The following is a 26,765-nucleotide window of genomic DNA, read 5'->3' as shown; positions in this document are numbered from 1 at the left end:
CTCGTCACCCGGTGAGGAACCTGAGAGCGATCTCGTGGGTTCGGTCATCGATACCGGTGATCGCCCGCGCCCGCCACCACGGCCCCTCACCACGGGCCCCTCACCACGGGCCGTTCGGGAGGTGCGGGCCGAGGGCCACGGGCAGGGTGCGCAGCCCCCTGATCACCCACCGGTCGCGGTAGGTCGCGGGGCCCGCGAGCCGTAGCCCGGGGAAGCGCCGGACCAGCATCGGCAGCGCGATCTGCGCCTCCAGCCGGGCCAGCGCCGCCCCCAGGCAGAAGTGGATGCCGCCGCCGAAGCTCAGCGGCTGCCCGGCCGGCCGGCCGGGGTCGAAACGGTTCGGACGGGGGTAGCGGCGCGGGTCGCGGTTGCCCGCGGCCAGGATGACGATCACCCGGGAGCCGCGCGGGACCTCCCGGCCGAACAGCGTCAGGTCGGCGGCCGCCCAGCGGCTCGTCACGTGCACCGGCGGCTCGAAGCGCAGGACCTCCTCGACGTAGGCGGCCGCGAACGGCTCCTCCGTACGCAGCCGGTCGGCGTGCCGCGGCTCGCGCAGGGCCAGCAGCACCGCGTGGCCGAGGAGGAACGCCGTCGTCTCGAACCCGGCGGTGAGCAGCAGCATCATGTTGCCGACCAGTTCGTCGCGGCTGAGCCGCCCCGGGTCGGCGTCGTGCGCGCGTACCAGCGAGGTGACCAGGTCGGCCGCCGGGCAGCCGCGCTTGCGCGCGATCACCTCGCCGAAGTGCGCGGCCAACTCGTCCATCGCCGTGTCGGCGACCGCCAGCGCGGCCGGGTCGGCGAAGCCGTCCGTCGAGACCGCGATGGCCGAGGCGACGTCGCGGAACCACACCTGACGGTCGGTGTCGAAGCCGAGCATCTCGCTCACCACCGCCATCGGCAGCCGTGAGGCGAACTCGTCCATCAGGTTCACCGGCGCGCCGCCCGCGCCGAGCTTCTCGACCCGGTCCAGCAGCCGCGTCGTCATCCGCTCGACCACCGGCCGCATCCGCGCCACCTGCTGCACCGTGAAGTCGGCGTTGACCATGGCGCGGTGCCTGGTGTGCTTCGGCGGGTTGCTGTAGAGCATCGAGTCGGTGAACGCCGCCACCGACGAGTGCGCCCGCCAGCGCGGGTACACCCGGTCGAAGGCGGTGCCGTCCTGCACCTGGAGCGCTGGCTCGCGCAGGACCCGCGCGCACTCGCGGTAGCCGACCGCGACCAGGCTGCCCTTCTTCACCGGCACCAGCCCGCCGTGCGCCCGGATCGCCTCGTAGTGCGGGTACGGGTTCTGCCTGCCCTCCGTCGTGGCCAGCGCCTCGAACGCGGCACGTGCCTCCACGGGCTATGCCGTTCGCAGCTCGATGATCGCCGACGGGCCGGCCTGGTGCACGGCCGTACGGCGCAGCCCCGCCTGTTCGGCCAGCGCCGTGAACTCGGCCACGCCGCGCTCGCGGGCGGCGTACAGGCACAGCATGCGCAGGTCCATCCCGGTGTGCTTGTCCTCGCCCCCGCCGATCGACTCGATCACCATCACCCGGCCGCCCGCTCCGGCGGCCTCGGCGCAGCGGCGCAGGATGGCGGTCGCCGACTTGTCGTCCCAGTCGTGCAGGATCAGCGACAGCAGGTAGGCGTCCGCGCCCGTCGGAAGCGGGTCGAAGAAACTGCCGGGCACCGTGTCGGCGCGGCCGTCGAGCCCGGCGTCCGCGAACGTCTTCGCGGCGGTGCGCGCCGCCTCCGGCAGGTCCACGACGGTGCCGCGCAGCTCCGGGTTGGCGGTCAGGATCGCGGCCAGCAGCGAGCCGTCGCCGCCGCCGACGTCCACGACGTGGCCGAGCGAGGCCCAGTCGAACCCGGCCACGACGCCGGGGGAGCGGGCGGCCACGTCGGCGCCGAGCAGGGTGTTGAAGGCCGAGGTGCGCACCGGACTGGCGGTCAGCGCCTCCCAGTACGGCTGGCCGTACCGGCGGGGGAAGGCCGCCTCGCCGGTACGGACGCTGTGCAGGAGCTCGACGAAGGACAACTCGCCCCAGCCCATGCCGTCGATGTCGAACCAGGCGCGCAGGCCCGCCGGGTGGTCCTCGCACAGCGGCAGGGAGAGCGGGGTGAGCGTGTAGCCGCCCGCCTCGTCGGTGCCGAACACGCCGCGCACGCTCAGGTAGCGCATCAGCCGGCCCAGCGCGTCGGTGTCGGCGCCGCACGCCTGGGCGAGGTCGGCCGCCGTGCGCCGCCCCTCGGCGATGTGGTCGGCCAGGCGCAGCGTGGCCGCCACCCGTACGGCCATCGGAGTGCCCAGTCCGGCCATCGACCAAAGCTGTGCGGCGGTACCGTCCTGATCGCCTAGCATTTCCAACCTCCTCGGCACCGGGAATTCGCCTGCCCAATTCTCTGATCACTTTTCGGTGTGCTCATCTTCGATCGTGCGGGATATGCCGGTCGAATTGCGTTTCCGGTGTCGCGGAGCGGCCCGGCCCCGTCAGTTGAAAAGGACCGGGCCGCTGGAAATCGGGGGTCAGGCGGGTTTACGCTCGACCACGAAGACGGGGATCTGCCGGGTGGTCATGGAGCCGTACTTGCCGAGCCGCCGGTTGGAGGCGACCAGTCCCGCCCACAGCCGTTCCCGCTCGTCGCCGCCCACCTCGGTGGCGCTGGCCTCGAACCTGTCGGTGCCGACCTCGACCGTGAGGCTCGGGTCGGCGCGCAGGTTGTGGTACCACTGCGGGTTGTCGGCCCGGCCGACGTTCGTGGCGGCGATGACGAGGCGGTCGTCGTCCTCGATGTAGGAAAGCGGGCAGAGCCGGTCCGCGCCGCTTCTCGCGCCCTTGGTGGTGATGAGGAGGAGGGGCTTGCCCTCGAACGCGCCGCCGACGATTCCCTTGTTGGCGCGGAACTCGTCGATGATCGTCTGGTTGTACGCGATGAGATCCTGGTCCTCTTTGCTGGTCATTATCACCGTCCAGTGGAAGGGTTTCGATCTCACCCCACTTTATGACTGACTGTAAAGTCGCTCAAGATGAATTTTGGGCCGACTGATTCACCGGAAACGAAGAGTCGCCGAAAGCCCGTACCGGAATTCCGGTACGGGCTTTCGGCGACGATGCGGCTAGTCGGTGAAGAACTTGTCGATGGTGGGGGCGAGGATGTCGGCGGCGATCTCGTGGGTCTGGTTGTCGAGGCCGGAGATCTGGGGGGTGGCGGTGGTGGGAAGCGTCTCGGCCAGGGCGTGCGCGGCGTTGTGCATCCACTGCTCGCTGGCGCCTCCGTAGAGGACGAGGGTGGGGGTGGTGACGGCGTTCCAGCGGTCGGTGGGCAGCGGGTTGCCGGACATGAGGCCGTCCATGATCTCGCCGTCGTAGGCGACGGTGTCGCCGACGGCCTCCATGGCGGCGAAGAAGGGCTGGGCGCGCATCTCGTCGACCATCTCGGCGGGGAGGAAGACGGTTTTGGTCAGGGCGTGGGCGATGGCGTCGCCCTTGCGGCCGTCCGCGATGAGCTTGCGGGCGTGGTCGAGGTAGTCGTCCGCGCGGGGCTCGTGGGTGTCGTCGACGATGAAGGGGGGTTCGTAGAGGGCGAGCTTGGTGATGGGCAGGCCGCTGGCGGCGGCGTCGAGGGCGAGGACGGCGCCGGAGGAGAGGCCGACGACGTGTGCGGTGCCGCCGGCGTGTTCGATGAGGGCGGCGAGGTCGTCGATCTCGCGGGCGACGGCGTACGGGGCGGTGTCGCCGCTGTTGCCGCGTCCACGCCGTTCGTAGGTGTAGACGGTGTAACGGTCGGCGAGTTCGCCGGCGAATTGGTTGGCCCAGGGGTCGATGGCGCGATAGACGAAGGCGCCGTCGACGAGGATGACGGGAGGTCCCTGGCCGAACTTCTCGAAGGCTATGGTGGTGCCGTCCTTGGACGTGACGCTGTTCATGAGTTCCTCTTTCACCAGTTCGTTACCGGCTTTCGGCGAACAAGGGTGGTCCGGAAGGGGGCGGTGCCGCATCTCCCAGATTGCTGTCGATCAGTCGCGCGCCCGCAGGGCGTTGCGGTCGATCTTGCCGGTCGGCGTCTCCGGCAGTGACTCGGCGAACCGGATCTCGCGCGGGTATTTGTGCGGGCTCAGCCGTGTCTTGACGTACTCCTGCAGCTCAGCGGCGGGTACCGGGCGCGAGACGACCACGTGGGCGCGGGTGCTCGTCAGGCCGTCCGGTGTGGTGAAACCCACCAGCGCGCACGTGATCACGGCCGGGTGCGTCAGGAGGCAGTTCTCGATCTCCGTCGGCGCCACGTACATGCCGCCGACCTTCAGCAGGTCGTCGGCCCGGCCCCGGTAGTAGTAGTAGCCGTCGGCGTCCCGCGTGAACAGGTCGCCGGTCCGCAGCGTGCCGGGCGAGGGGAAGGTCGCGGCCGTCTTCTCCGGAGCCTTCCAGTAGTCGCGCGCCACCGGCTCGCCCGTCACCTGCAGCACGCCGACCTCGCCGTCGGGCAGCGGCCGGCCGTGCTCGTCCGTCACGTGCGCCTCGTAGTGCGGGATGATCTGCCCGAGGCTGCCGAATCGCACCTGGCCCGGCCGGTTGCAGATGATCGCGTTGAACGCCTCCGACGAGCCCACGCAGTCGAGCACCTCGACGCCGAAGGTGTCCAGCCACCGCCGGTGCAGTTCGACCGGGAGCTGCTCGCCCGCCGACAGGCACATCCGCAGCGAGCTGAGGTCGGCCTTCTTCGCCTCCGGGTGGGCCAGCATCGACTTCATCATCGTCGGCACGTTGACCAGGACGGTCGGCCGGTGCCTGGCCACCAGCTCGAAGATCAGCTCCGGGGTGGTCCGCTCCGGGTACAGGATCGCCGACGCGCCCGCCCCCATCGCGTACAGCGCCACCAGGTCGCGGGCCCAGCCGGAGAACATCTTGGGCACCGGCATGATCACGTCGTCGGGCCCGAGGCCGAGCACGTCCTCGGCGAACCACCGGTGGCTCAGCCAGGGGCTGCGCGCCACGTGCCGGCACGCCTTCGGCTTGCCCGTGCTGCCCGTCGTGAGCTTCCAGATCGCCTCGTCCCCGGCCGCCATAGGGGTGGCGGTCAGCTCGGCGGACTGCGCGTCGACGAGCGCCTGGAAGTCGATCTCGTCCGCGCGTAACGCGCCGGAGTACGGCGGCAGCACCGCCATCCCGCGCACCCCGCCCGCGCGGAAGGCCCCGAGCGCGTCGCCGTCGGTGACGATGATCGCGGGCTCGACGTACCCGTCGTAGTGGCTGTAGTCGTCGGGCGGCAGGAAGTTGCACAGATCGACGGTGACCGCGCCGATCCGCTGGGCGGCGTACCAGGTCGCCAGGTAGGCGACGCCGTCGCGCAGCGAGATGAGCACCCGGTCGCCCTTGCCGACGCCGCGGGCGCGCAGCGCGTTGCCGACCCGGCCGACCATGGCGCGCAACTGGGCGTACGTGGTCGCGCCGGCGGCGGTGACCAGCGCGGTGCGCTCGCCCGGGGGCGGGTCGAGGAAACGCAACGCCAGGTTGTAGTCGGAGTCGTCGGTCGTAGTCGTCACTCGGATTCCTTCGTGTCCGTCTCGGTGAGCCAGCGGCTCGTGTACATCTCGAACTCGAGCGCCTGCCCGTCCATCGCCGCGTGGACCTCGGCCACCGCCGCGCGGGCGGCCGCCCGTACCGAGGGGACGGCGCAGGTGGCCGCCAGTTCGTGCAGCGCCTCGTAGCACTCGCGCAGCCGCTGCCGCTCGCGCGTCGTCAGCTCACCGCTCGTCATGGAAGCGCACCGCCTTCGCCTCGAACCGGGGCAGGACCCCGGGTTCCACCAGCTCGACGACCGGTTGCAGCCCGATCGTCCGCTTGATCTGCGCGCCGATCCGCTCGGCGAGCGTGGCGGCGGCCGGTCCGGCGGGCTCGATCCGCAGGACCATCACCTCCAGCCCGCGATCGGAGCGCAGCACGGTCTGGAACTCGCGCACCTCGGGGAAGCCGCGCACGACCTCCTCGACCATCACCGGGGTCACCGAGATGCCGCGGATCTTGCGCATGTCGTCGGTGCGCCCGAGGATGCCGCCTTCGTACCAGTCCCAGGTACGGCCGCAGCCGCACTCGTGCCAGGGCCGCCTGACGACGACGTCCTCCGTCCAGTAGCGGAAGACCTGGAAGCCCTCCCGCCCGAGACCGGTCATGACCCGGACGCCGCGCTCCCCGTAGCCGACCGGCAGCCGGGTCTCGGGGTGCAGCACCTCCTCGATCACGCCCGGTTCGATGATGTGGCAGGCGCCGGGCCGGGCCGGGCACTCGAACATGAACACCGTGGCCAGTTCGGTCATCCCGGCCACGTCGAACACCCGGGCGCCGAAGCCCTCGGAGATCGCCCTGCCGGTGGCCGGCGGCCGGGGCTCGGCGCCGGTGACGACGATCTGCAGGTTGCCCTCGGCCGCGAGGTCCACACCCATCGACCGTGCGGTCTCCAGCAGCCGCAGCGCGTACGTCGGAGTGCAGCCGATCACCTCGATCTGCTGGTCCACGAGCAGCCGGACGCGGGCGGCGGAGTCCATGGACCCGGTCGGCAGCACCATGCAGCCCATCCGCATCATCGCGTCCTGCATCCCCCAGAACCCGATGAACAGGCCGTAGCCGAAGGCGACGCAGCCCCGGTGGTGCGGGCGTACGCCGACGGCGTGCAGCATCGTGCACCACATGTCCACCGCCCACGCCCAGTCGCGGGCCGTGTCGAACGTCCGCAGCGGCGTGTTGCCGCTGGTGCCGCTGGTCTGGTGGAAGCGGATCCCGGCCGAGGGGTCGAGCGAGGGCAGCACGCCGAACGGCGGCCCCTCCTCCTCCGCGGCCACCAGATCCTTCTTGTGCACCAGCGGGACCCGCCGCGCGTAGTCCTCCAGGGAGGAGATGTCGCCGGGGATCCGATCCGTCCAGAACTTGGAGGTGCGGGCCTGCGCCAGCGCGCGCCGCAGTTTGCGCCACTGCCACGCCGCGAGCTCGTCGCGGGGCATGGTCTCGGTGCGTGGATTCCAGTACGGCTGGTCGTTCATCGGGCCTTCCCCTCGCCGGAGCCGAACCGCAGTACGCACAGGTCCGCGCGCCCGGCCGCGATCGCCGTGTCGGCTTCGGCGAGCGTGCCGAGCCGGTCGTCGACGGCCACGACGAGACCGCTCTCGTTGCGTACGGCGTCCGCGACCTGGGTCACCGCGCCGGGGGGCGGCTCGCCCACCGCCTGGAGCAGCACCAGGTCCACGTTGGAACGTTTGAGCAGGCGGGCGAGCGCGACCGCCTCCGCGATCCCCGCCGCGCTGTCGCACCCGGGGGCCAGGCCCAGCGAGACGCCCACCGGCAGCCCGTCCGGCCAGCCCGCCCGCAGGGCGGACACCTCCGAGGCGACGTCGGGGGCCAGCTCTGCGCCCAGCCCAGGCACCGCCCCTGCAGTCGGATCGGCAGTCCGGTCGTCGGGCGGGGGTGGCACGAGCAGGTCCGTGAGCCGCCGGGAGCCGAGATCCAGCAGCGCGAGCAGGTAGCCGCTCTCGCGCGCCGAGGCGAGGTCCGGCGCGAGCCGCCCGGACCGCACCGGCGCCGCCGTGGCCGTGCCGGGCGCGGGCGGCCCCCCGATCACCAGCCCCGCGCCCTCCGTCGGCGTGGCGGACACGATCCGGTTGGCCAGCCGCAGCCCGCCGACCTCGATCGGCGCGAACACCGGCGGCGGCGCCACCTCGGTCGGCGTGCCCGTGGCCCGGCTGTGGAACCAGGCGTCGAAGCGCCGGATGAAGTCCGGGTCGCGCCTGGCGATGTCGCCGTAGGTGATCCGCCACGAGCGGGCGACGAGCTGGTAGGCGAACTGGATCGGCTCGAAGTCCAGGTAGCGGCCCACGTTGTCGAAGTAGCGCTCCGACAACCTGGCCGCCTCCTGGAAACGCTCCACCCGGTCGCGCCGCGCCTTCTCGTAGGCCGGGAGCGCGTCCGGCACGCTCGCCGGATTCGCGCGCAGCCGCTCGGCCAGCGCGATCGCGTCCTCGATCGCCAACCGGGTGCCCGAGCCGATCGACCAGTGCGCGGTGTGCGCCGCGTCGCCGATCAGCACCGTGTTCCCGGTGTGCCAGCGCTCGCAGCGCAGGTGGCGGAACCGCGTCCAGGCCGGGCCCCTGCGCATGAGCGGCCGGCCGTCCAGGTGGGCGGCGAAGACCCGCTCGCAGAACCGCAGCGACTCCTCGACCTCCATCCGGTCCAGGCCGGAGCGCCGCCGCGTCTCCTCGGAGACGTAGACGATGAACGAGCTCCACGACTCGCCCGACGGGTACACATAGCCCTGGAACAGCCCCCACTCGGTGTCCACGAACAGGTAGCCGAACGTGGGCCGGGCCGCCTCGACGCCGAACCAGCCGTACCAGAACGAGCCCAGCTCGACGCGCGGCCGGAACTCCCCCTCGAAGGCGGCCCGTACGACGGAGTGCGGCCCGTCGGCCCCGACGACGAGATCGGCCTCCGCGTGCGCGCCCGGGTCGGTCACCCGGTGCCCGTAACGGACCTCGACCCCGAGTGCGGCGGCCCGCTCGCGCAGGATGCCGAGCAGCGCGTCCCGGCCGATGCCGTGGAAGCGGTTGCCCTCCACCAGGTAGCGCGAGCCCCGGCAGCGGATCTCCACCTGCGTCCAGTTGACGCCGATCCGGTCGATCGCCTCGTAGACACCGGGCTCGGCCCGCGACAGCGCGGTCAGCGACCCTTCGGGGAACACCACCGCCCAGCCGGCGCTGGCGTCGGGTTCGTTGCGCTCGTACACCCGCACGTCGTCCTCGGGCCGGTCGCGGCGCAGCAGGATCGAGAGGAACAGCCCGGCCGGGCCGCCGCCGATGATGTCAACGCGCATGCTCGCTCCCGGACGGCTCGATGGGGGCGACGACGGTTGCGGCCTTCCAGCGCCGTACGGCGGCGGCCGCCCACTCCATGCGAGCGGCCGGCGCGGTGGAGGCCAGGCCCCGGTAGAGGGCGCTGCCGATGACGACCCCGGCCGCGTGCGGGGCGACCGCGCGGATGTCGAGTTCGTCGCGGACGCCGAACCCGGCGAGGAACGGCCGGCCCGCCGTCCGCGCCGCCTCCTCGGCGAGCCCCGGATCCAGCCGGGCGCCGGTGCGCGCGGCCAGCGCCTGGTAGGTGAGATGCCCGGCGTGCTCCTCAAGGCGGCGCCGCCGGTCCGCGTCGGCGTCGGCCCTGACCAGCGGGATCGCGCTCAACCCCGTCGAGGCCACCCGGGCGGGCGGCAGCGCCCCGTCGGGGTCGGTGAGCACCAGCCCGTCCACCCCGGCCCCGGCGCTCAGGCCGAGCAGCCAATCCGCGCCGATGTCGGCGACCGTCTGCGGATACACCAGCGACAGCAGGGGAGTGACGGGCAGCCGGGCGCGCAGCTCGCGCACCAGGTCCCACACCCGGTCGGGCGCGCAGCCCCTGGCCCGGTCGAAGGAGGAGGCGATGTCGGCGCCGGCCGGGCTGGTCCTCGGCGTCGGCAGGCCGACCTCGATCACGTCCGCGCCCGCCTTGACCGCCGCGACGGCCAGCCCGAGCGGGTCGGCCAGCGGGTCGCCGAGCGTCAGATAGAGGACCAGTAGCCGCTCGCCGCGTGCTCCGGCGGACCTCAACCGGTCGCCGAGTCTGTCTAACGTGGGCAAAACCAGGCTCCGTCTCGAAGTTTGCGCACCAGGGCGGCCGGGTCGTCGCTCTTGGCCAGTGCCGTGCCGACGAGCACGCCCTCGGCCCCGGCCGCGGCGGCCCGCGCGACGTCCTCGGCCGTGAAGAACGAGCTCTCCGACAGCACCAGCACGTGGGCTGGCACCTCCGGCATCAGCGCCTCGGTGACGCGGACGGTGCCGGGGTCGAGTTCGAGGGCCACGATGTCGCGGTTGTTGACCGCGACCGCGACCGGGTCGAGCGCCAGCGCCGTCGCCAGGTGCTCTCGCGTGTGCACCCCGAGTAGCACCTCCAGGCCGAGGCGGACGGCGTGGTCGCGCAGCCGTTCGAGCTGGCTGGGCGGCGTGGTGTTGACCGAGAGCTGGACCGCGTCGAAGCCGACCTCGACCGACTCCTCGATCTGGCGGACCGTGGAGAAGAACTCCTTGCGCAGCAGCGGCAGCCCGCTGCGCGCCCGGATCCGCGCGGCCACCTCCAGGCCCCCGGCGAAGTACACCGGGTCCGTGGGGGTGCTGAGCGCGGCCACGCCGCCTTCGACGAGGCTGTCCACATACGCGTCCAGCCGGGTCAGGTCGATGAGGTCGCCGTCACGCGGCGACCTGACCTTCACATCGGCCAGCACCACAGGTTGCAGAGTCCGCCGCGCCGACTCCAGCACCGCGTAGAGGCTGCGACCGTTCACCGTTCACCTCGCACCACCCGCCGGACGACAAAAGGGATCTTCTCCCCGGTTTCGCGGGGGGCGCATCTTCTTCAGTGCTGTGTGCGGCGGTCGGCGAGGCCACCGGAGGCGGCCGACGACTCGATCCGGGCGGCCAGCCCGGCCAGCGTGGAGTCGGCGAAGAAGTCCGCGACGGCGACGTCCACGCCGAAACGCCTGCGGACCGTGTGCAGCAGCGGTGGGACCAGCATCGAGTGCCCGCCCGCCGAGAAGAAGGTGTCGTCCGCGCTCTGCGGGTGCACGCCGAGGACCGACCAGATCGCCGCGACGGCGCGCTCGGCCCACGACTCCGGCTGCGGGCCCTGGCCGAGCCTGGCCGGGTCCGGGTCGGGCAGCCCGCGGCGGTCGATCTTGCCGCCGATGTTGCGCGGCAGTCCGATGAGCGTCCTGAACGTGATCGGCGGGATCGCCTTGCCGAAGCGGGCGCGCAGCGCCGCCCGCCACACCGCCGCCGTCCCCGCCGCGCTCCCGTCCGGGCCGCGCACCGGTACGACGTAGGCCACCAGCCGGGTCACCATCCGGTTGGCGTCCGCCACCGCCACCACGGCGCACTCGGCGACCGACTCGTGCGCGGCCAGCGCGGCCTCGATGTCGCCGAGCTCCAGCCGTACCCCGTTGAACTTGACCTGGAAGTCCTTGCGGCCGCGGAACTCCAGCGTGCCGTCGAAACGGCGCCTGCCGAGGTCGCCGGTCCGGTAGCAGGGGCCGCCGACCCCCCACCCGCCGGTGACGGAACGGAAGGGTGCGGGGTCGGCGGCCTGACCCAGGTAGCCGGCGGTGATGTGCGGACTGCGGATGACGAGGTCGCCCGTCACCCCGGCCGGGCAGGGCCGGTCCCGTTCGTCCAGCACGAGGACCTGCCGGCCGGGGATGGAGCGGCCGATCGGCGTGACGCCGTGCTCGCCGCCCGCGATCTCGTGCCAGGTCGCGAGGATCAGTTCGGTCGGGCCGTACAGATTGATCATCCGGGTGGACGGCAGCGCGGCGCGCAGCCCGTCGGCGAGCTCACCGGGCAGCGCCTCCCCGGCGAGCAGCAGATGGCGAAGGTGCGCGAGGCCGGCGGCCCGGCCGCCGAGCACCCGCAGCACCTCCCTCGCGAAGGTCGGGACCGTCTGGAAGTGGGTGACCCGCTCGGCGTCCAGCCACTCGACCAGCCGTTCCGGGTTGGCGCGGATCCGCTCGGGCACCGGGCACAGCGTCGCACCGGAGACCAGGGCGGCGAACGCCTCGCACAGGCTCGCGTCGTAGCCGGGCGCCGCCCACTGCGCCACGCGGGAGCCGGGGCCGATCCGGAACTCCCGCGCGAACCAGCGGACGAACTGCGCCAGTGTCGCGTGGACGTGCGGGATGCCCTTGGGGTGGCCGGTCGAGCCGGAGGTGTAGGCCACGTAGGCGAGGTCCTCGGACGAGACCGGCACGGACCCGGCCGCATTCTCCGCCAGGCCCCCCGCCGGGTGCACCGCCATGGACGCCGGCTGCCCTCCCGTCTGTGCTGTCATCTGGGCTGTCGTCTGTACTGCCGTCTGGGCTGCCGCCATCATGTCGACCACCTGGCCGCCCAATTCGTCCGCGTACCAGCGGGCCAGCGGATCCGGCCCGGCGGAGCCGTCGACGAGCAGGCGGGCCGGGCGGATGTCGGCGAGCATCGCCCGGCCCCGTTCACCCACCTCGTCCGCGCCGAGACAGACGAGGTGGGCGCCGGCGTCCAGGGCGCCCAGCACGGCGGTGATCTGGCGTGGACCGGTCGCCATACGGACCACGACCGGTCGTGCCGCCACCGCGCCGACGCCTCTGGAGAGTGCGGCGGTCACCCGCGCGGCCTCCGCGCGCAGGTCCGCGTAGGACAGGTGGGCGCCGCCGTACGACAGCGCGTGGGCCTGCGGCGTGCGCTCTGCGGCCCGGTGGACGAGCGCGTTGACCGGCTCGTCCCCGGCGGGCCCCGCGGCGACGCGGTCGGCGGCGAGGACCGAGGCCCGCAGCCGGTCGCGGCCCTCCAGCGGCAGCTCCCGCACCGGCAGGTCGGGGTCGGCGAGGGCGGCCGACAGCAGCGTGTGCAACTGGTCCAGGAGCAGCCGCGCCGAGCGCGCGCCGAAGGCGTCGGCGCGGTGGCCGAGGGTTCCGGTCGCCACGGGCCCGCCGGTCTCGACGGTCAGCGTCAGGTCGGCGAGGGCAGCGCCCGCCTCCGCCCGCTGCCCGCGCGTCCGCGCGCCCGGCAGCCGCAGCGGCGGCTCCGGCGCCCTGAGGGCGAACAGGGCGTCGCACAGGGGGATGCGGCGCGGCGCCCGGTCGAGTTCGAGGGCGCGCACCAACTCCTCGAACGGCAGCGCCCGGTGCGCGAGCGCGCTCGTCCGCGTCACGTTCACCTGGCGCAGCAGTTCGCGGAAGGTGAGGGAGGCGGTGAAGTCGGCGCACAGGACGAGCACGGTGTCGAACGGCCCGACGGCCTCGTCGAACCCGGACGCCGGGCGGCAGTCGGCCGGGCTGCCGACCGCGACCCGGTCGGCGCCGCCGTACCGGTGCAGGAGGAGCTGGAAGGCCGCGAGCAGGACCGTGTGCGGCTCGACGCCCTCCGCCCGCGACAGCTCGGTGAGCGGGCCGCCCAGCGAGGACGCCCAGGCGAACCGCTCGACACCGGCCGGCGCCCACCACGCCGGCGGGCCCACGCGGTCCACCGGCAGGTCGTGCGCGCCCGGCAGCGGCGTCAGGGCCGCCCGCCACCAGTCCACCAGGTGCCGGTGATCCTGGCCGCGCTGGAGGCGGGCGAAGTCGGCGTACTGCGCCGGGTGGCCGGGCGGCGCCGGGTCCTCGCCCCGGGCCGCGCGGGCGTAGCCGGCCGACAGTTCCTCGACCACGATCGCGGCCGAGGCGTCGTCGGCGACCGCCCGGTGCGTCACGAGGGCCACCACGTGGTCGTCCGGGCCCAGCCGGGCGACGGCCAGCCGCGCCAGCGGCCCCACCCGCGGACGCAGCGGCGTCCCGGCCAGCCCGGCGGCGAACGCGCGGGCGGCCGTGTCGGCGTCCTCGGTCCGGCTCGGCGCGAGATCCGTGAACGACCAGGCGTCGTCGGCCGGCTCGCCGGCGACGCGCGCCATGGGGCGCCCGGCCCGTTCGACGAGCGTGCAGCGCAGGCTCTCGTGCCGCTGGAGGACCGACTGCCAGGCCGCCCGCAGCGCGCCCGTGTCCAGCGGCCCCGACACCCGGAAGGCCCGGCACACCGTGTGCGCCGGTGAATCCGGCGCCAGCTCCGCCAGCAGCCACAGTCCGTCCTGCGCGCTGGTCGTGGCGGCGATCCTCGCCGTCTCCTCGTTGGACCCCATGAGCCTGCCCTGCTGTCACGTTTGATGGCGGCCGCCGCCCGCCGAACCCGTTCAGGCGGCGCGCGAGACCCGCACGTCGTCCGGGCCCTTGCCCGGCTTCGGCGCGGGAACGGGTCCCGGCGGCTTTCCGTTGCGCAGGACGCGCAGGAGCATGCTCGGCCGCATGAGCGCGGCCGGAGACTCGACCATCCCGGCCACCCGCATGAACGCCCGGGTCACCTCCGGGTCGCGGGTCGCGGCCGCCTGCACCTTGGCGACGAACGCGTTGCTGATCCGCATCTTCAGCGGGCGCGGACCCTGCACCTGCGGGAAGCCGAGGTCGCCGCCGACCGCCATGTCCCACGGCACGTCGATCACCTGGGCGATGGCCTCGTGGAAGCCCGCGGCCTCCGGCATGCCGCGCGTCAGGTGCTCGCGCAGCGTCATCGCCTCCAGCGCCGCGACCGTCATGCCCTGGCCGTAGGCCGGGTTGAAGCTGCAGGCCGCGTCGCCCAGCACGATGAGCCCGGCGGGGAAACGCGACAGGCGCTCGTAGCGGCGGCGCACGCTGGCCGGGTAACGGTAGACGACCGCGTCGGTCAGCGGCTCCGCCTGCCGGACGATCTCATAGATGTCGGGCACCGGCAGCGATCTGGTGAACTCCAGGAACCCCTCGGGGTCGGTCGGCGCGCTGTCGCCGAGCACTCCCGTGAGCGACAGGGCGCACTTGCCGTCCTCGATCCGGGAGAAGAACGCGCCGCGCGGCGCGGCGGGCGTCGCGATCGGGTTGATCGACAGGTCGCCGTTCAGGATCGACTCGTCGGCCAGCCGGTACACGCGGCTGGTATAGCTGATGTCGATCTTCACCCGGTCCTCGGCCGGGCGGGCGTACCCCAGCTCCTCCAGCCACACCGGCGTCCGCGAGCCCCGGCCGGTGGCGTCGACCACCAGGTCGGCTTCCAGGACCTCCTCCGCGCTGCCCTCGGCGTGGCGGTGGATCCGCGCCCCCGTCACCCGGCCGCCGGAGCGGTCGGCGGCGACGCCGACGATGTCGGCCCGCTCGATCAGCGACACGTTCGGCAGCGCGATCACCCGGGCGCGCACGTGCGACTCCAGCATCGGCCGCGTGGCCGACACGCACACCAGGCCGGTCGGGCTCGGCTTCAGCTTGGCGCCGCCGAAGAACCAGCGCAGCTCGCCGAGGTCGCCGGTCGGCACGCCCGCCGCGATGGCGCCGGAGGTGAATCCGGGGAACAGCTCCTCCAGGATCTGCTGGCCGCGCGCCAGGAGGCCGTGCACGTGCCTGCCCTGCGGTACTCCGCGCCGGGCCGTGGTCACGCCCTCCAGCACGTCGCGGTCCACGATCACCACCTCGGCGAACGACTCCGACAGCACGCGGGCCGCGAGCAGCCCCGCCATGCTCCCGCCCAGCACGATCGCGCGGTGGCCCACCCGGTGGCTCATCGCGGCACCTCCTCGACGTCGAAACGGGCCTTGGCCAGCTCACGCTGCGCCTTGGCGGCCAGGAAGACGGTGAACCCGGCGTGGGTGTGCAGCATGGACATGTCCCGCCACACGCGTTCGAGCCGCTGGCCCCTGCGCACCGCGCTGGAACCCGCCGTGGGCAGCAGGTGCTGCTCGACGGCCCGCCAGCACAGCTGGACCACCTGGCGGCAGATCGTGGCGATGTGCATCTCGAACTCCCGCGTGAACGTCTCGGGGCCGCGTGCGCACGCCTGCTGCCACTGCTGGACGGCGTTGTGGGTGGCCGCCTCCGCCGTGGCGATGAGGCCGCTGGCCTCGCCGTACCAGTACTGGTAGTCGGGGTCGTGGGTGCGGGGGACGACCGGCGGGAACAGTGTGTTGCGGGTACGCATCAGCTCCTCGTAGGCGTCCAGCGCCCCCCTGGCGATGCCGACCGCGAGCACGGCGCTCTCCATGTTCATGAAGCTCAGCGGGCCGCCGCCGTACTCGGGGTTGCCGTGCAGCCGCAGGCCGGGCGTGCCGCCCGCGACGGAGAACTCGCTCATGTGGCCGGCCAGCGTGTAGTGGTCGGGGATGTGGGCGTTCTCCATCGTGATGCTGTGCGAGCCGCTGCCGCGCAGCCCGAGCTGCTGCCCCCAGTCGTCCAGCCGGCGCCACCGCTCGCGCGGTGCGATGAACATCATCGGCGCCGGCTCGCCGCCGTCGCGGGCGGCCATCGCGTGGCCGACGAAGTGCGTCGCGTACGGCGCCCCCGAGCAGTACCCCCAGGTGCCGTTGACGATCCAGCCGTCGTCCACCCGCTCGGCGGTGCCGCCCGGCATCACCGTCGCGGGGCAGATGAAGTCGCCCCCGGCGAAGACCTCCTGCTGCGCCCGCTCGGGGAACATCGTCGTGACCGCGAGCGCGTGCACCGCCCCGAGCGTGTACATCCAGCCGGTGGACGGGCAGCCGCGCGACAGCGCGATCGACACGCGCAGGAACGTGTCCACGCCGAAGGCGTAACCGCCGTACCGGCGCGGCACCAGCAGGCGGTACAGGCCGGCTTCCGCGAACGCCTCATGGGTGTCGACGGCATAGTAAGTGCGGTCCTCTGTCTCCTGCTGGCGGTCGACAAGGGTGGCGGCGATCGCCTCCGCTCTCGAAACGGCCGCCGCCGGAGTGAGCCCCGGTTCCGGAGGCTGTGGAAATCCTTGTTTACTCGCGGCGAGAACTGACATAAACCGGCACATCCTCTGCTGGGAACGATGATGCGCGTTCAGCATCGCCAGGGGCCCTCACCGGCCACATCTCCGAGAATGCCGCCACCAGGGAGATGCCGCCGGTGACTTCCGGCGTCAGCATGGGCGGCGGAACCTTCGCGTCCCCGAATAGGAGGCCGTATGCCGCCGTACGTCATCGACGCGGTGCTGTCCGAATATCCGTTCCCCGGCTTTCTGGAGCCGGTTCGGAAAAGGGCGGAGGAGTTCGAGCGAGCACATCCGGAATACCGGATCGACATTCGCGGCTGCTTTTACGAGGACCTGCCCGCCGAGGTCTCCCGGCTGGCGCTGGCCGGTACCCCGCCGGTGCTCGCCTCGTACTACTCGGGCGCCACCCAGCAGGCGATCGACACGGTCACCGCCGACGGCCGGCCGCTGTTCACCCCCGTCGGGGCGGCGGTCGCCGGGCGGGCGGAGATCCTGGGCGAGCGGGTGGTCCTGGACGACCTCATCGCGGCCTGCCGGGGTTTCTACACCATCGGGGGCGAACTCGCGGCGGTGCCGCTGACGTTGTCCACCATGCTCCTGTACGCCAACACGACGATCCTGCGCGCCGCCGGAGTCGAGAGGGTGCCGCGCACCTGGGCCGAGCTCACCGCCGCGTGCGAGAAGGTGGCCGCCCTCGACGGCGGCCCCGAGTACGCGATCACCTGGCCGGACGACGGCAAGCTGTTCCAGCACGCGGTCGCCCAGCAGGGCGGGCTGCTCGTGGACAACGCCGGCGGCAGGGCCGGCCGCGCCGGGCGGGTGGACCTGTCCGGTATCGAGATCATGGACTACGTGAGCTGGTGGAACCACCTCAACGAGCGCGGCTGGTACCTGTACACGGGCGCCTTCGAGGACTGGATCGGCAGCGGCCAGGCCTTCGCCGAGCGGCGGGTGGCCTTCCGGTTCGGCTCCTCCTTCGAGATCGCCGCCATGACCGCGATCGGCCGCGCGGGCGGCTTCGGGGTGACGGCCGCGTTCCTGCCGCACAACGAGCGGATCGCGCCGGTCGGCAACTGGATCGGCGGCGACGCCCTGTGGCTGGCCGACGGCCTGGACCCGGCGGTGCGCGACGGCGCCCTCGCCTTCGTGCAGTACCTGAACAGCCCGCGCGCCGGGGCCGAGTGGCACCGGGCGGTCGGCTCCACGCCCGCCACGTACGGCGCCGTCGCGGCGCTGGAGGCCGAGGGCTGGTTCGAGGCCGAGCCGCTGCACCGGGTGGCCACCGCGCAGTTGGAGCGCACCGACGGCACGCCCGGTTCGGACGCGCCGCTGTTCCCCGGCTCGCACGGCATCCAGACCGCGATCATGGCGGCGATGGAGGACGTGCTGGTGCGCGGGGCCGAGCCGTACGGGCGGTTCGGCCGGGCCACGGCGGAGGCGCAGAAGGCGCTGGACGCCTACAACGCCACGTGCCTGGGCACCGGGCCCCGCGACCGGAGCTGGCTGCTGGTCGGCACCTGATCCTGCGGCCCGGACCTGCTGGAGGTCCGGGCCGCAGCCCTCGCCGTCAGGCGCCCGCCGCCTGGCCTACGGGCACCTCGACCGGCCGTTTCATCGTCCTGTACAGGAACCACTGGACCACCATGAGGTTCACGGTCCAGCCCACCCACCGGGCCGCCTCTCCCAGGTAGACGAAGTCGATCTGGATGCCGAACCCGAAGATGATCTTCGACATGGTCAGGCCCCACACGTTGTTCATCACCAGCGCGAAGCTGTAGAGCATGAACCTGCGGTGCAGGGCGAACTTACGCCTGCGCACCGCCCAGAACCCCACCAGCGTGGTGATGATCCACAGCGTCGTGGACATGAACGCGCCGATCTGGCCGACCGGCGGCGCGAACGGGATGATGATGATCGCGCAGATGCCGCTGACCACGGTGGCCGGCACGTAGATCCGCCCCGAGATCCGGTGGATCTTGGGGCGCCGCTGCCGGATCCTCGGCCACACCTGCAGGCAGCAGGCGACCATGGCGACCGTGCCGAGCGCGATGTGCGTGAGGAGCAGCGGGTAGTACGCGGCGAAGCCCTCGTGCGCCGGGATCGGGGCCTCGGCCTCAGGCGTGCCGACGAACGGCACCGCCTGCAGCCACAGGAACGCGGCGGTCACCGCCCACAGGGGGATGATCCACGGACGCCGCCAGAAGGGCTTGGCGGCGGGGGACGCGGCCTGCGCGGACGGTGGTGGCTGGCCGGGCCCGTCGGGCCTGCGGTCCTCGCCGATGGATAACGACACGGTAGTTCCTCCGACCGTCTTTCATGGAGTGAGCGAAAAGGACACGCCGGGCGGCTGCGGGCCGGTGAGCAGGGCGGAGAACACCTCCGCCACCGCCTGCGGCCCCTGCCGCTCGCGGATGGTGAGCCAGGCGGTCGTCGATTCGAGGAAGCGTTGCTCGGCGTCGTGGTAGCGGGCGAAGTAGCGTTCCTCGCCCTCCTCCGCCACCGCCTGTTCCTCCACGGCCGGGGTGAAGAAGATCTCCGGCTCCGGCGCGGTGAGGGCGGGAGGCTCCTGCACCGAGTCCGGGTGGGTGTAGCCGACCAGCGCCGTGTGCGCGAACCGGCCCGGGAAGCGGTCGTAGATCTCCTTGACGCGCCGGTGCTCGCCGGTGAAGTCGACCAGGACGGCAGGGGCCGCGACGGGGGCCGAGGGGAGGTCGCCGTAGCCGAGGACCGTGCCGTAGCAGCCGAGGTCCCGGACGAAGCCGACGCGGTCGGGCGAGGTCAGGCCGATGAGCGGCGGGCCGCCCCGCTCGGCGAGCAGGGTGGCCGCGGCGATCGCGGTCAGGCTCGACGCGCTGGTCACCAGCACCGAGCGCACGCCCGCCCCGGCCTGCGCGGCCAGGAAGCCGGCCAGGTGGAAGGAGGCGGGGAAGATCTGGCGGAAGAGCGCGCGCCGGGCGTCGAACGCGTCGGGCTCCGGCACCCGCTGGAAGGTCTGGTACCACGGCGGCAGGAAGGCGCGCTCGGCGCTCGCGTCGGCGAACCCCCTGGCCGTGGCCGCCGCCGCGACCGTGTGGTGCGACGCCATCGGGACGAACCCGAAATATCGCCCGCCGACCGGGACGCCCTCGGCGCGCGAGCCCGTCACCCGCACGAACGCCCACACCGGCACCCGGCCGTACCCCGGGGGAGCGGGGAAAGCCTCCCAGAACGGCAGCTCGGACTCGCCCAGCCGGGCGTAGGTGACGGTGTTCATGCTCAGCGCGAACCGCTCCACCGCCAGCCGCACCTCGCCGTCGGCCAGCGGCGGCTCGGACACCGGACGGGCCGTCGCGGCCGTCAGCTCGTCGCGCCGCACCAGCAGCTCCCAGCCGCCGGACGCCGCCGCCCGCAGGTCCTCGAACATCCGCACTCCCATCATCGGCGCGGCGCGCGCGCGAAGACCACAGGTATTCACCCGGGACGCCGAAGTAATCGAATCCATCGTCCGCGCCGGCGCCGCGAGTGCGCATCTCTCCGCGTGCGCACCCGAATCCCGGTGAAAGCAGACCGGAAGATGTCCTTTCCCGCCCGGCGATGTCACGATCGCAATTGGCCCGGCCCGCCCATTCGCCTTCCGGGAGGAAAAGCAAGATGAAATTCGAGAAATTGCTGAATGCATTTGTCGAGGCGCCGTCCGACGCGCTCGAAACCGCCTTTCACCGCCTTTCCGCAGCGGTGTGGGACAACGGCCGGAGCACGGCGGCCGCCCTGGAGGCGACACCGGCGCTGGTGGCCGCGCTCGACCGGGCGGGGCCCCGCCACCAGGGGTACCTCGCCATCCTGCTCGGCCTGCTCGCCGAGAGCGAGTACCCGAGACTCGACGGAGAACTCGCCGCAGCCGTACGGGCCGGGGTCGACCGCTACCTGGACCTGGTGCGCGGCGGCGGGAGCGGGCAGCCGCTCACCCTCGCGCTGCTGTACCTGCTCGCGCACTTCCCCGCCGAGCGCGAGCGCATCCTCGCCGCCACCGCCGCGCTCTCCCTGGAGGACGAGGAACGCTCGCGGCTGGAGCGCGGCCTGGCCGAACTCGACCCCCGCCGCCCCGACCTCGGCCGGGTGTGGCCGGCGCCGTCGGTGTACACCCTCGGCGAGCAGGACCGCGCCTTCGCCGACGCCGCCGTGAAGGGTCTGTCCCTCCAGCAGATCGTGACGAACTGGGAGAACGACACCAGGACCGTGTGGGCGTTCACCGGCGCCGTCGCCTACTGGGCGGTACGCAACGGCCCTCCGGCGCCGATGGGCGTACGGACGGTGCCGCAGGGCACGACCATCGCCCAGCCGCCGGTGCGGCCGCTCGACGACATGTTCGGCGCCCGCGCCGACCTGCTGCGCTGCCCCACCTGCCACAGCCCGATCGAGTTGCGGGAGAGCGGCGCCCGGTGCGCCGCCTGCGCCACCACCTACCCGAGCGCCAACGGCATCCTCGACCTGTCCGCGGGCGTCCGCGACGGCCAGGAGAGCCACCGGCCGACCGCCGACCTGCTGCAGAAGCTGACCGAGATGCCGACCATGGGCCTCGTGTACGAGGCGGTGCACCGCCCCTCCTACCTGCGGCTGTCCGGCGGCAACTTCGGCGACGCGATCACCCCCGCCGACGAGGACGCCTACCTCCGCGACAACCTCAAGGCCGCGGAAGGCCCCGTCGTGGACCTCGCCGCCGGAGCCGGGCGGTGGACCTCCGTGGTCGCCGAGACCGTCGGCAGCGACCGGCTGATCGCCGTGGACATGCTCCTGCCCATGCTCAACGTACTGCGCGGCCGCCTGCCCGAGGTGCCCGCCGTCCGCGCCAGCGCGCTCAACCTGCCCTTCGGCGACGCCACCCTCGGCGCCGTCAACCTGTGGAACGCGCTGCAGGCCTTCCCGGACGACGCCGCGAGCGCCCTCGCCGAGATCGGCCGCTGCCTGCGCCCCGGCGGCCTCCTCACGATGATGACCTTCCGCTGGAGCGACGACCCCGTCGCCAGGCACTTCCAGGCCTCGCACTTCTTCCCCAGCCGCCCCGACGGCCACATGCTGTTCGAGCTCGGCCAGATCCGGCAGTGGCTCGCCGACGCGGGGATGGCGGTGCGCAGGGAATCGGCGGGCACCGGCACGTTCGTGTTCGTCACCGCCGAGCGCACGGCCTGACCGCATCCACCGCAACGGTTCACAAGAGATCACTGGGAGACCTCCGATGGAGAAGCGCTGCCCTGTCCTGGACCCGAACGGCCGGGACATCCACGGCCAAGCCGACGAACTGCGCGAGCAGGGTTCCGCCGTCCAGGTGGAGCTGCCCGGCGGCGTCCGCGTCTGGTCGGTCAACAGCTACGCCGTGAGCAAGAAGCTGCTGACCGACTCGCGCGTCAGCAAGAGCGCCCGCAACCACTGGCCCGCCTTCGTCAACGGCGAGATCCGGCCCGACTGGGAGCTGATCAGCTGGGTGGCGATGGACAACGTGTCCACCACCTACGGGCCCGACCACCGGCGGCTGCGCCGCCTGATCGGCAAGGCGTTCACCCCGAGGCGTACCGAGGAGATCCGGCCGACCGTGGTCAGGCTGACCACCATGCTGCTGGACGCCCTCGCCGACGTCCCTCCCGGCGAGGTCGTCGACCTCAAGGAGCGCTTCGCCTACCCGCTGCCCGGCATGCTGGTCGCCGAACTGATCGGCATGTCGGAGCCGGCCCGGGTCGCCACCGCCAAGGTCATCGACATGATGGCCGACACCACCATCAGCCCCGAGCAGGCCCAGGACGTGCTGCTGGGCTGGCGCACCGCCATCGCCGACCTCATCGCGCTCAAGCGCGCCGAGCCCGGCGAGGACATCACCAGCGACCTCATCGCCGCCCGCGACGAGGACGGCTCGCGCCTGAGCGAGCAGGAACTGGCCGACACGATCTTCGCGATCCTCGGCGCCGGCTCGGAGACCACGATCAACTTCTTCGACCTGGCGATCATCCAGCTCCTCACCCACCCCGAGCAGCTCGAACTGGTCCGCTCCGGCGAGGCCACCTGGAACGACGTCATCGACGAGGTGCTGCGACTGGAGTCGCCGATCGCGAACCTGCCGCTGCGCTACGCCACCGAGGACATCGACCTCGGCGACGTCGTCATCCCCAAGGGCGACCCGCTCCTGGTCAACTACGCGGGCATCGGCCGCGACCCCGAACTGCACGGCGAGTCGAGGTGCGCCTTCGACATCACCAGGCAGGACAAGGAGCACCTGTCCTTCGGCTACGGCCCGCACTTCTGCCTGGGCGCGGGCATCGCCGTCATGGTGGCGACGGTCGGCCTGTCCACGCTGTTCCAGCGCTACCCCGACCTGAGCCTCGCCGTACCGGCCGAGGAACTGGAGCCGCTGCCGACGTTCATCTTCAACGGCCACCGCAGGCTGCCCGTCCACCTGACCAAGGTGGACACCGGCGTCGCACGGGCGGCCTGATCCGAAGGACCATCTCCGGCCGGGCCAGCTGGGGCGGCGAGCCCGGCGGAAGGTGCCCCGAGCTCCTCGGAGCTCGGGGCACCTTCCCTTTCCGCACCCGCCCGCGAAACGGCTCCGGCCCCCTGAAGCAGGGGACCGGAGCCGCCGGTTCGTCAGATGTAGAGCGTGTCGGGCTCCAGGCCGCACAGCACCCGGCCGTACAGCTCGGCGTTGGTGTCGGGGTTCATCAGCGCGTGCAGGCCGATGGCCTGCACGTCGCGTGCGATGCGCTGGATCGGGACGTCGAGGTAGATGGAGGAGCCGCCGCTGGCCGAGGCCAGGATGTCGGTCGCCTCCCTGGCCAGCCGCACCACCGTGCCGAGGTCGGCGCGGGCCCGCGCGCGCTCCTCGATCTTCCAGTCCGAGCCCTCCGCCGCCTTGGTGTCCAGCGTGGCGGCCAGCCGGTGGGCGTGGAACTCGGCCTGGTCGGTCTTCTGCGCGGCGTCGGCGAGCCGCAGGTGGGTGACCGGCGCCTCCCGCTGGCTCTCGTAACCGGTGTAGGTGATCTTCCGGGTGGGCAGCCGCTTGGCGAACGCGTCACCGGCCGCCCGCGCCATGCCGAGCACCGTGCCGACGGACGACGCGGCCGCCGTCGGCAGCAGCGGCGCCCGGTAGATCGCCGCGTCGGCATTCCGCTTGGAGGCCGTGCGCCCCTGCAGCACGGCGGGCAGCGGCAGGACCCGCTCCTGCGGGATGAACAGATCCCGCGCCACCGTGCTGACGCTGCCGGTGCCCTTCAGGCCCGAGGTGTGCCAGTCGTCCACGACCAGCAGGTCCGACATCGGGACCAGCGCCATGACCGGGTACGGCTCACCCTCCGCCGGCACCAGGATCGCGATGATCTCCTGCCAGTGCGCGTGGTGGGCGCCGCTGATGAACTGCCACTTGCCGGTGACCGTGATGCCGCCGTCGGCGGGCGCGGCCATGGCGCTCGGGCTCAGCGTGCCGCACACCCGGGTGTCGGCGCTGGAGAACACCTCGTCCTGCACCTCGTCCGGGAACAGGCAGGCCATCCAGCCGGGGATCCAGTACACCGAGGCCACCCAGGAGGCCGAGCCGTCGCCTCGGGCGAGCTCCGCGGCCACGTCGACGAGCGTGCGCGAGTCGGCCTCGTAGCCGCCGTAGCGTTTCGGGCGGCGCAGCTTGAACACGCCCGCCTCGCCGAGCGCCTCCACCACCTCCTCGTGCAGCCGGCGGTTGTCCTCCGCCCACCGCGCGTGCTTGCGCAGCAGGGGAACGAGTTCGGCCGCGCGGGCGACGAGCTGCTCGCGCGACGGGATGACGGTCTTCGGCACCATGTCCTCCAGAAATGGATGGTTCGGGGTCACACGTCGGCGACGGCCGGGATGACCTTCTCGCCGATGATCTCCAGCTGCCGCACCGGGTCGGTGTCCGCCACGATCCCGATCGCGGTCTGGATGCCCTCGGCGGCCCACCGGCGCAGCTCGCCGACGAGCTCGTCTGTCCCCGAGCCGTCCGCGCCGACGCCGAACGGGAAGATGGCGGTCTTCTCGATCGCGTCGTAGTCGCGGCCCTCCTCCGCGCAGTACTCGCGCAGCAGGCCGAGTTTCGCGCCGAGGTCGGGGCTCGGGTAGACGTTGCAGGCGTCGGCGTAGCGGGCCACCAGGCGCAGCGCCTTCTTGCCGTCGCCGCCGACCATGATCGGCGGGTGTGGCCTGGTCAGGCTCTGCGGCAGGTTCAGCGGCCGGTCGAGGCGGTAGTGCGCGCCCTCGAAAGGCCGCTCGTCGCCCTGCTCCCCGTCCCACAGCCGCAGGCAGACCCGCAGGGTCTCCTCCAGCATCTCGAAGCGCCGGGCCAGCGGAGGGAACGGGAAGCCCATGCCGGTGGCCTCGTCGGCGTACCAGCCGGCGCCGACGCCGAGCATCGCCCGGCCGCCCGACAGCACGTCCAGCGTGGTCACCGTCTTGGCCAGCAGCGCCGGCTGCCGGAAGTGCACGCCCGCGACGACCGGCGCGATCCGGCAGCGCCGCGTGTGGGCGGCGATGACGGCCAGCGTGGTGAAGCATTCCAGCTGGCGCCGCTCCGGGCCGCCCGCGTGCGGGCCCTGCCACAGGTGATCGCCGACGCCGACGAGGTCGAAACCGGCGTCGTCGGCGACCTCGGCGACGCGTCGGAGCACGGGGCCGAGTTCCGCAGGCTCGCTGCCCCAGCCGAACTCCGCGAGTTCCATGCCGATCCTCATGACGATTGGCCTCCTTGCCGCAGCCGGAAAAACCTCGGAAATCGCGGGCAGGCGATTCGTTTCATCGTGTCAGCCCCCTGCGCGCGGGGCTTCTCCCGCCATGCGAGGCTCCCTCGTCAGACCGGGGGGAAACGACGTCCACATTCCAGGAGATGTGACCGCGCCTGCCGCCAGGTAGTTGAAATATCCAGGAGAATTCCGCTAATTCGGAGAGGACTGACAACGTGCCTGCCGCGACCATTTCCGAGAGGGCGGGAAAAAGCGAGTGGATAGGGCTCGGCGTCCTCGTGCTGACGGCGATGCTCATCTCGTTCGACTTCTTCGTGCTGCTGCTGGCCCTGCCTCACCTGAGCGCCGACCTCGGCGCCGACGGCGTCCAGCAGCTCTGGATCATGGACATCTACGGCTTCCTCGTCGGCGGCCTGCTCATCACGATGGGCGGGATCGGCGACCGCGTCGGACGGCGCAGGCTGCTGCTGGCCGGAGGCGTCGGCTTCGCCGCGGCCTCCGTGCTGGCCGCGTACTCGACCAGCCCCGAGATGCTGATCGCGGCCAGGGCGCTGCTCGGCGTCTTCGGCGCCACCCTGGTGCCCTCGACGCTGTCGCTGCTCACCCACATGTTCAGGGACGCCAGGCAGCGCGGCCTGGCCATCGGCATGTGGGCGGCCGCCTTCACCGCGGGCGCCGTCCTCGGCCCGATCACCGGCGGGCTCCTGCTCGGCTCCTTCTGGTGGGGGTCGGTGTTCCTCATCGGGGTGCCGGTCATGGTGCTGCTGCTCGTCCTCGGGCCGATCATGCTGCCCGAGTACCGCAACCCGGGCGCCGGGCGCATCGACCCGGTCAGCGTCGTGCAGTCGCTGGCGGCGATCCTGCCGCTCGTCTACGGCGTCAAGGAACTCGCCCGCTCCGGCCTGGAACCGGTGCCCGCCCTGGCCCTGCTCGTCGGCGCCGGGTTCGGCGTGCTGTTCGTCCGCCGTCAGTACCGGCTTGAGCATCCGCTGCTCGACCTGCGACTGTTCTCGATCGCGAACGTCCGGATCGGGCTGCTCGGCCTGTTCGGCTACAGCCTGCTGACCGGGGCGGTCCTGCTGCTCATGTCGCAGTGGCTGCAGTCGGTGGCCGGGCTGTCGGCGTTCGGCGCCGGGCTCGCGCTCGTGCCCGGCATGATCACCTCGACGCTCGCGTCGATGGCCGCCCCGATGCTCGCCCGCAGGTTCCGGCCGGGGCCGCTCATCGGGCTCGGCCTGCTCATCACCTCGGCCGCGCTGGTCGTCATCGCCCAGGCGGACACCTCCGCGCCGCTGGTCATCGCCGCCTTCGCCGTCTGGACGATCGGCGGCGCGCCGATCGAGGCGCTCGGCATCGGGCTCGTCCTCGCCGCCGCGCCGCCGGAGAAGGCCGGGTCCATCTCGGCGCTGCCGCAGGTCTGCAACGAGATCGGGGCGGCGCTCGGCTTCGCCCTCCTCGGTACGGTCGCCACCATCGTCTACCGGGCGCGGCTGGCCGGCGCGGTGCCGGAGGAGGTGCCGGCGGCGGCGGTGGCGGCGGCGCAGGACAGTGTGGCCGGTGCCGTCGCGGCGGCGCAGTCGCTGCCCGCGCAACTCGGCCAGGCACTGCTGGGCCCGGCCCGGCTGGCCTTCAACGGCGGCATGCACACGGTCTCCTGGATCACCGCCGTCCTGCTGGCCGCCCTCGCCGTCCTCATGCTGGTCAGGCTCCGC

General features: G+C 72.6%; 21 protein-coding genes. 4 read left to right on the top strand and 17 right to left on the bottom strand.

From position 1 onward, the window contains the following. Nucleotides 1-100 precede the first annotated feature (100 nt). The 13 genes from ABD120_RS32515 to ABD120_RS32455 all read right to left on the bottom strand — a co-directional run bounded on the left by ABD120_RS32515 (nt 101) and on the right by ABD120_RS32455 (nt 16,372). On the bottom strand, nt 101-1,339 hold the full coding sequence (locus ABD120_RS32515) for a cytochrome P450 (protein WP_343954068.1): 1,239 nt from the start codon (nt 1,337-1,339) through the stop codon (nt 101-103). Between the two features lie 3 nt (nt 1,340-1,342). Then, nucleotides 1,343-2,344 carry a methyltransferase gene (locus ABD120_RS32510; RefSeq protein ID WP_343954067.1) on the bottom strand — a complete coding sequence of 334 codons (1,002 nt, stop codon included), beginning with the start codon at nt 2,342-2,344 and terminating at the stop codon, nt 1,343-1,345. Nucleotides 2,345-2,509: 165 nt separating this feature from the next. After that, nucleotides 2,510-2,944, bottom strand: a complete 435-nt coding sequence (locus ABD120_RS32505; protein WP_343954066.1) for a nitroreductase family deazaflavin-dependent oxidoreductase — start codon at nt 2,942-2,944, stop codon at nt 2,510-2,512. A gap of 156 nt (nt 2,945-3,100) precedes the next feature. Continuing rightward, nucleotides 3,101-3,910 carry an alpha/beta fold hydrolase gene (locus ABD120_RS32500; RefSeq protein WP_343954065.1) on the bottom strand — a complete coding sequence of 270 codons (810 nt, stop codon included), beginning with the start codon at nt 3,908-3,910 and terminating at the stop codon, nt 3,101-3,103. Between the two features lie 90 nt (nt 3,911-4,000). Further along, complete coding sequence (locus ABD120_RS32495; RefSeq protein WP_343954064.1) at nt 4,001-5,524, bottom strand: benzoate-CoA ligase family protein; 1,524 nt, start codon at nt 5,522-5,524, stop codon at nt 4,001-4,003. Further along, nucleotides 5,521-5,739, bottom strand: coding sequence for a DUF6052 family protein (locus tag ABD120_RS32490; protein WP_343954063.1), 219 nt, complete (start codon nt 5,737-5,739; stop codon nt 5,521-5,523). Before ABD120_RS32490 ends, ABD120_RS32495 begins: the two co-directional genes overlap by 4 nt. Then, a complete protein-coding gene (locus ABD120_RS32485) occupies nt 5,726-7,015 on the bottom strand; it encodes a phenylacetate--CoA ligase family protein (RefSeq protein ID WP_343954062.1) in 1,290 nt (429 codons plus the stop codon). The genes ABD120_RS32490 and ABD120_RS32485 overlap by 14 nt, the downstream gene beginning before the upstream one ends. After that, a complete protein-coding gene (locus ABD120_RS32480) occupies nt 7,012-8,838 on the bottom strand; it encodes an FAD-dependent monooxygenase (RefSeq protein WP_343954061.1) in 1,827 nt (608 codons plus the stop codon). The genes ABD120_RS32485 and ABD120_RS32480 overlap by 4 nt, the downstream gene beginning before the upstream one ends. Beyond that, the gene (locus tag ABD120_RS32475) at nt 8,828-9,634 is read right to left on the bottom strand and encodes a tryptophan synthase subunit alpha (protein WP_343954060.1); all 807 of its coding nucleotides are present in this window, start codon (nt 9,632-9,634) and stop codon (nt 8,828-8,830) included. The genes ABD120_RS32480 and ABD120_RS32475 overlap by 11 nt, the downstream gene beginning before the upstream one ends. Then, nucleotides 9,622-10,335: an indole-3-glycerol-phosphate synthase gene (locus tag ABD120_RS32470; protein ID WP_343954059.1), complete on the bottom strand. Its 714-nt coding sequence runs from the start codon at nt 10,333-10,335 to the stop codon at nt 9,622-9,624. Before ABD120_RS32470 ends, ABD120_RS32475 begins: the two co-directional genes overlap by 13 nt. Before the next feature lie 71 nt (nt 10,336-10,406). Continuing rightward, entirely contained in the window at nt 10,407-13,691 is a 3,285-nt protein-coding gene (locus tag ABD120_RS32465) for a non-ribosomal peptide synthetase (protein ID WP_343954058.1), read from the bottom strand. Between the two features lie 51 nt (nt 13,692-13,742). Then, nucleotides 13,743-15,134, bottom strand: coding sequence for an FAD-dependent oxidoreductase (locus ABD120_RS32460; protein ID WP_343954057.1), 1,392 nt, complete (start codon nt 15,132-15,134; stop codon nt 13,743-13,745). Next, nucleotides 15,131-16,372: an acyl-CoA dehydrogenase family protein gene (locus tag ABD120_RS32455; RefSeq protein ID WP_343954056.1), complete on the bottom strand. Its 1,242-nt coding sequence runs from the start codon at nt 16,370-16,372 to the stop codon at nt 15,131-15,133. The genes ABD120_RS32460 and ABD120_RS32455 overlap by 4 nt, the downstream gene beginning before the upstream one ends. A gap of 162 nt (nt 16,373-16,534) precedes the next feature. Between ABD120_RS32455 and ABD120_RS32450 the strand changes: the two genes are divergently transcribed. Then, the gene (locus ABD120_RS32450; RefSeq protein ID WP_343954055.1) at nt 16,535-17,863 is read left to right on the top strand and encodes an extracellular solute-binding protein; all 1,329 of its coding nucleotides are present in this window, start codon (nt 16,535-16,537) and stop codon (nt 17,861-17,863) included. 46 nt (nt 17,864-17,909) lie between these two features. Here the strand turns inward: ABD120_RS32450 and ABD120_RS32445 are convergent, their stop codons facing one another. Together ABD120_RS32445 and ABD120_RS32440 are read right to left on the bottom strand one after the other, a co-directional pair. After that, on the bottom strand, nt 17,910-18,635 hold the full coding sequence (locus tag ABD120_RS32445; RefSeq protein WP_343954054.1) for a DUF2306 domain-containing protein: 726 nt from the start codon (nt 18,633-18,635) through the stop codon (nt 17,910-17,912). Between the two features lie 21 nt (nt 18,636-18,656). After that, on the bottom strand, nt 18,657-19,745 hold the full coding sequence (locus tag ABD120_RS32440; protein WP_343954052.1) for a DUF2855 family protein: 1,089 nt from the start codon (nt 19,743-19,745) through the stop codon (nt 18,657-18,659). Between the two features lie 227 nt (nt 19,746-19,972). Here ABD120_RS32440 and ABD120_RS32435 point away from each other — a divergent pair, with 227 nt between their 5' ends. Both ABD120_RS32435 and ABD120_RS32430 read left to right on the top strand, forming a co-directional pair. Next, nucleotides 19,973-21,508: a methyltransferase domain-containing protein gene (locus tag ABD120_RS32435; protein ID WP_343954050.1), complete on the top strand. Its 1,536-nt coding sequence runs from the start codon at nt 19,973-19,975 to the stop codon at nt 21,506-21,508. Between the two features lie 46 nt (nt 21,509-21,554). After that, nucleotides 21,555-22,802 (top strand): cytochrome P450 family protein, encoded by a 1,248-nt coding sequence (locus ABD120_RS32430; RefSeq protein ID WP_343954049.1) that lies wholly within the window; start codon nt 21,555-21,557, stop codon nt 22,800-22,802. A gap of 152 nt (nt 22,803-22,954) precedes the next feature. Here ABD120_RS32430 and ABD120_RS32425 read toward each other — a convergent pair whose 3' ends face one another. Beyond that, the gene (locus ABD120_RS32425) at nt 22,955-24,139 is read right to left on the bottom strand and encodes an acyl-CoA dehydrogenase family protein (RefSeq protein ID WP_343954048.1); all 1,185 of its coding nucleotides are present in this window, start codon (nt 24,137-24,139) and stop codon (nt 22,955-22,957) included. A 26-nt stretch (nt 24,140-24,165) separates the two neighbouring features. After that, entirely contained in the window at nt 24,166-25,044 is an 879-nt protein-coding gene (locus ABD120_RS32420; RefSeq protein ID WP_343954047.1) for an LLM class F420-dependent oxidoreductase, read from the bottom strand. 224 nt (nt 25,045-25,268) lie between these two features. Between ABD120_RS32420 and ABD120_RS32415 the strand changes: the two genes are divergently transcribed. Then, on the top strand, nt 25,269-26,765 hold a 1,497-nt coding region (locus tag ABD120_RS32415), incomplete at its 3' end, for an MFS transporter (protein ID WP_343954046.1).

This window comes from Nonomuraea longicatena (genome assembly GCF_039525605.1).
In the GTDB taxonomy this organism is placed as follows: Bacteria; Actinomycetota; Actinomycetes; order Streptosporangiales; family Streptosporangiaceae; genus Nonomuraea; species Nonomuraea longicatena.
Note: the sequence above shows the minus strand (reverse complement) of the source record. Positions and strands in the feature narration are given on the sequence as shown.

Coding starts and splice junctions, on each gene's coding strand:
- ABD120_RS32425 (WP_343954048.1), bottom strand. CDS start 24,139: ATGGTGCCGAAGACCGTCATCCCGTCGCGCGAGCAGCTCGTCGCCCGC.
- ABD120_RS32440 (WP_343954052.1), bottom strand. CDS start 19,745: ATGTTCGAGGACCTGCGGGCGGCGGCGTCCGGCGGCTGGGAGCTGCTG.
- ABD120_RS32465 (WP_343954058.1), bottom strand. CDS start 13,691: ATGGGGTCCAACGAGGAGACGGCGAGGATCGCCGCCACGACCAGCGCG.
- ABD120_RS32420 (WP_343954047.1), bottom strand. CDS start 25,044: ATGAGGATCGGCATGGAACTCGCGGAGTTCGGCTGGGGCAGCGAGCCT.
- ABD120_RS32430 (WP_343954049.1), top strand. CDS start 21,555: ATGGAGAAGCGCTGCCCTGTCCTGGACCCGAACGGCCGGGACATCCAC.
- ABD120_RS32480 (WP_343954061.1), bottom strand. CDS start 8,838: ATGCGCGTTGACATCATCGGCGGCGGCCCGGCCGGGCTGTTCCTCTCG.
- ABD120_RS32460 (WP_343954057.1), bottom strand. CDS start 15,134: ATGAGCCACCGGGTGGGCCACCGCGCGATCGTGCTGGGCGGGAGCATG.
- ABD120_RS32455 (WP_343954056.1), bottom strand. CDS start 16,372: ATGTCAGTTCTCGCCGCGAGTAAACAAGGATTTCCACAGCCTCCGGAA.
- ABD120_RS32510 (WP_343954067.1), bottom strand. CDS start 2,344: ATGCTAGGCGATCAGGACGGTACCGCCGCACAGCTTTGGTCGATGGCC.
- ABD120_RS32450 (WP_343954055.1), top strand. CDS start 16,535: ATGCCGCCGTACGTCATCGACGCGGTGCTGTCCGAATATCCGTTCCCC.
- ABD120_RS32485 (WP_343954062.1), bottom strand. CDS start 7,015: ATGAACGACCAGCCGTACTGGAATCCACGCACCGAGACCATGCCCCGC.
- ABD120_RS32435 (WP_343954050.1), top strand. CDS start 19,973: ATGAAATTCGAGAAATTGCTGAATGCATTTGTCGAGGCGCCGTCCGAC.
- ABD120_RS32505 (WP_343954066.1), bottom strand. CDS start 2,944: ATGACCAGCAAAGAGGACCAGGATCTCATCGCGTACAACCAGACGATC.
- ABD120_RS32490 (WP_343954063.1), bottom strand. CDS start 5,739: ATGACGAGCGGTGAGCTGACGACGCGCGAGCGGCAGCGGCTGCGCGAG.
- ABD120_RS32500 (WP_343954065.1), bottom strand. CDS start 3,910: ATGAACAGCGTCACGTCCAAGGACGGCACCACCATAGCCTTCGAGAAG.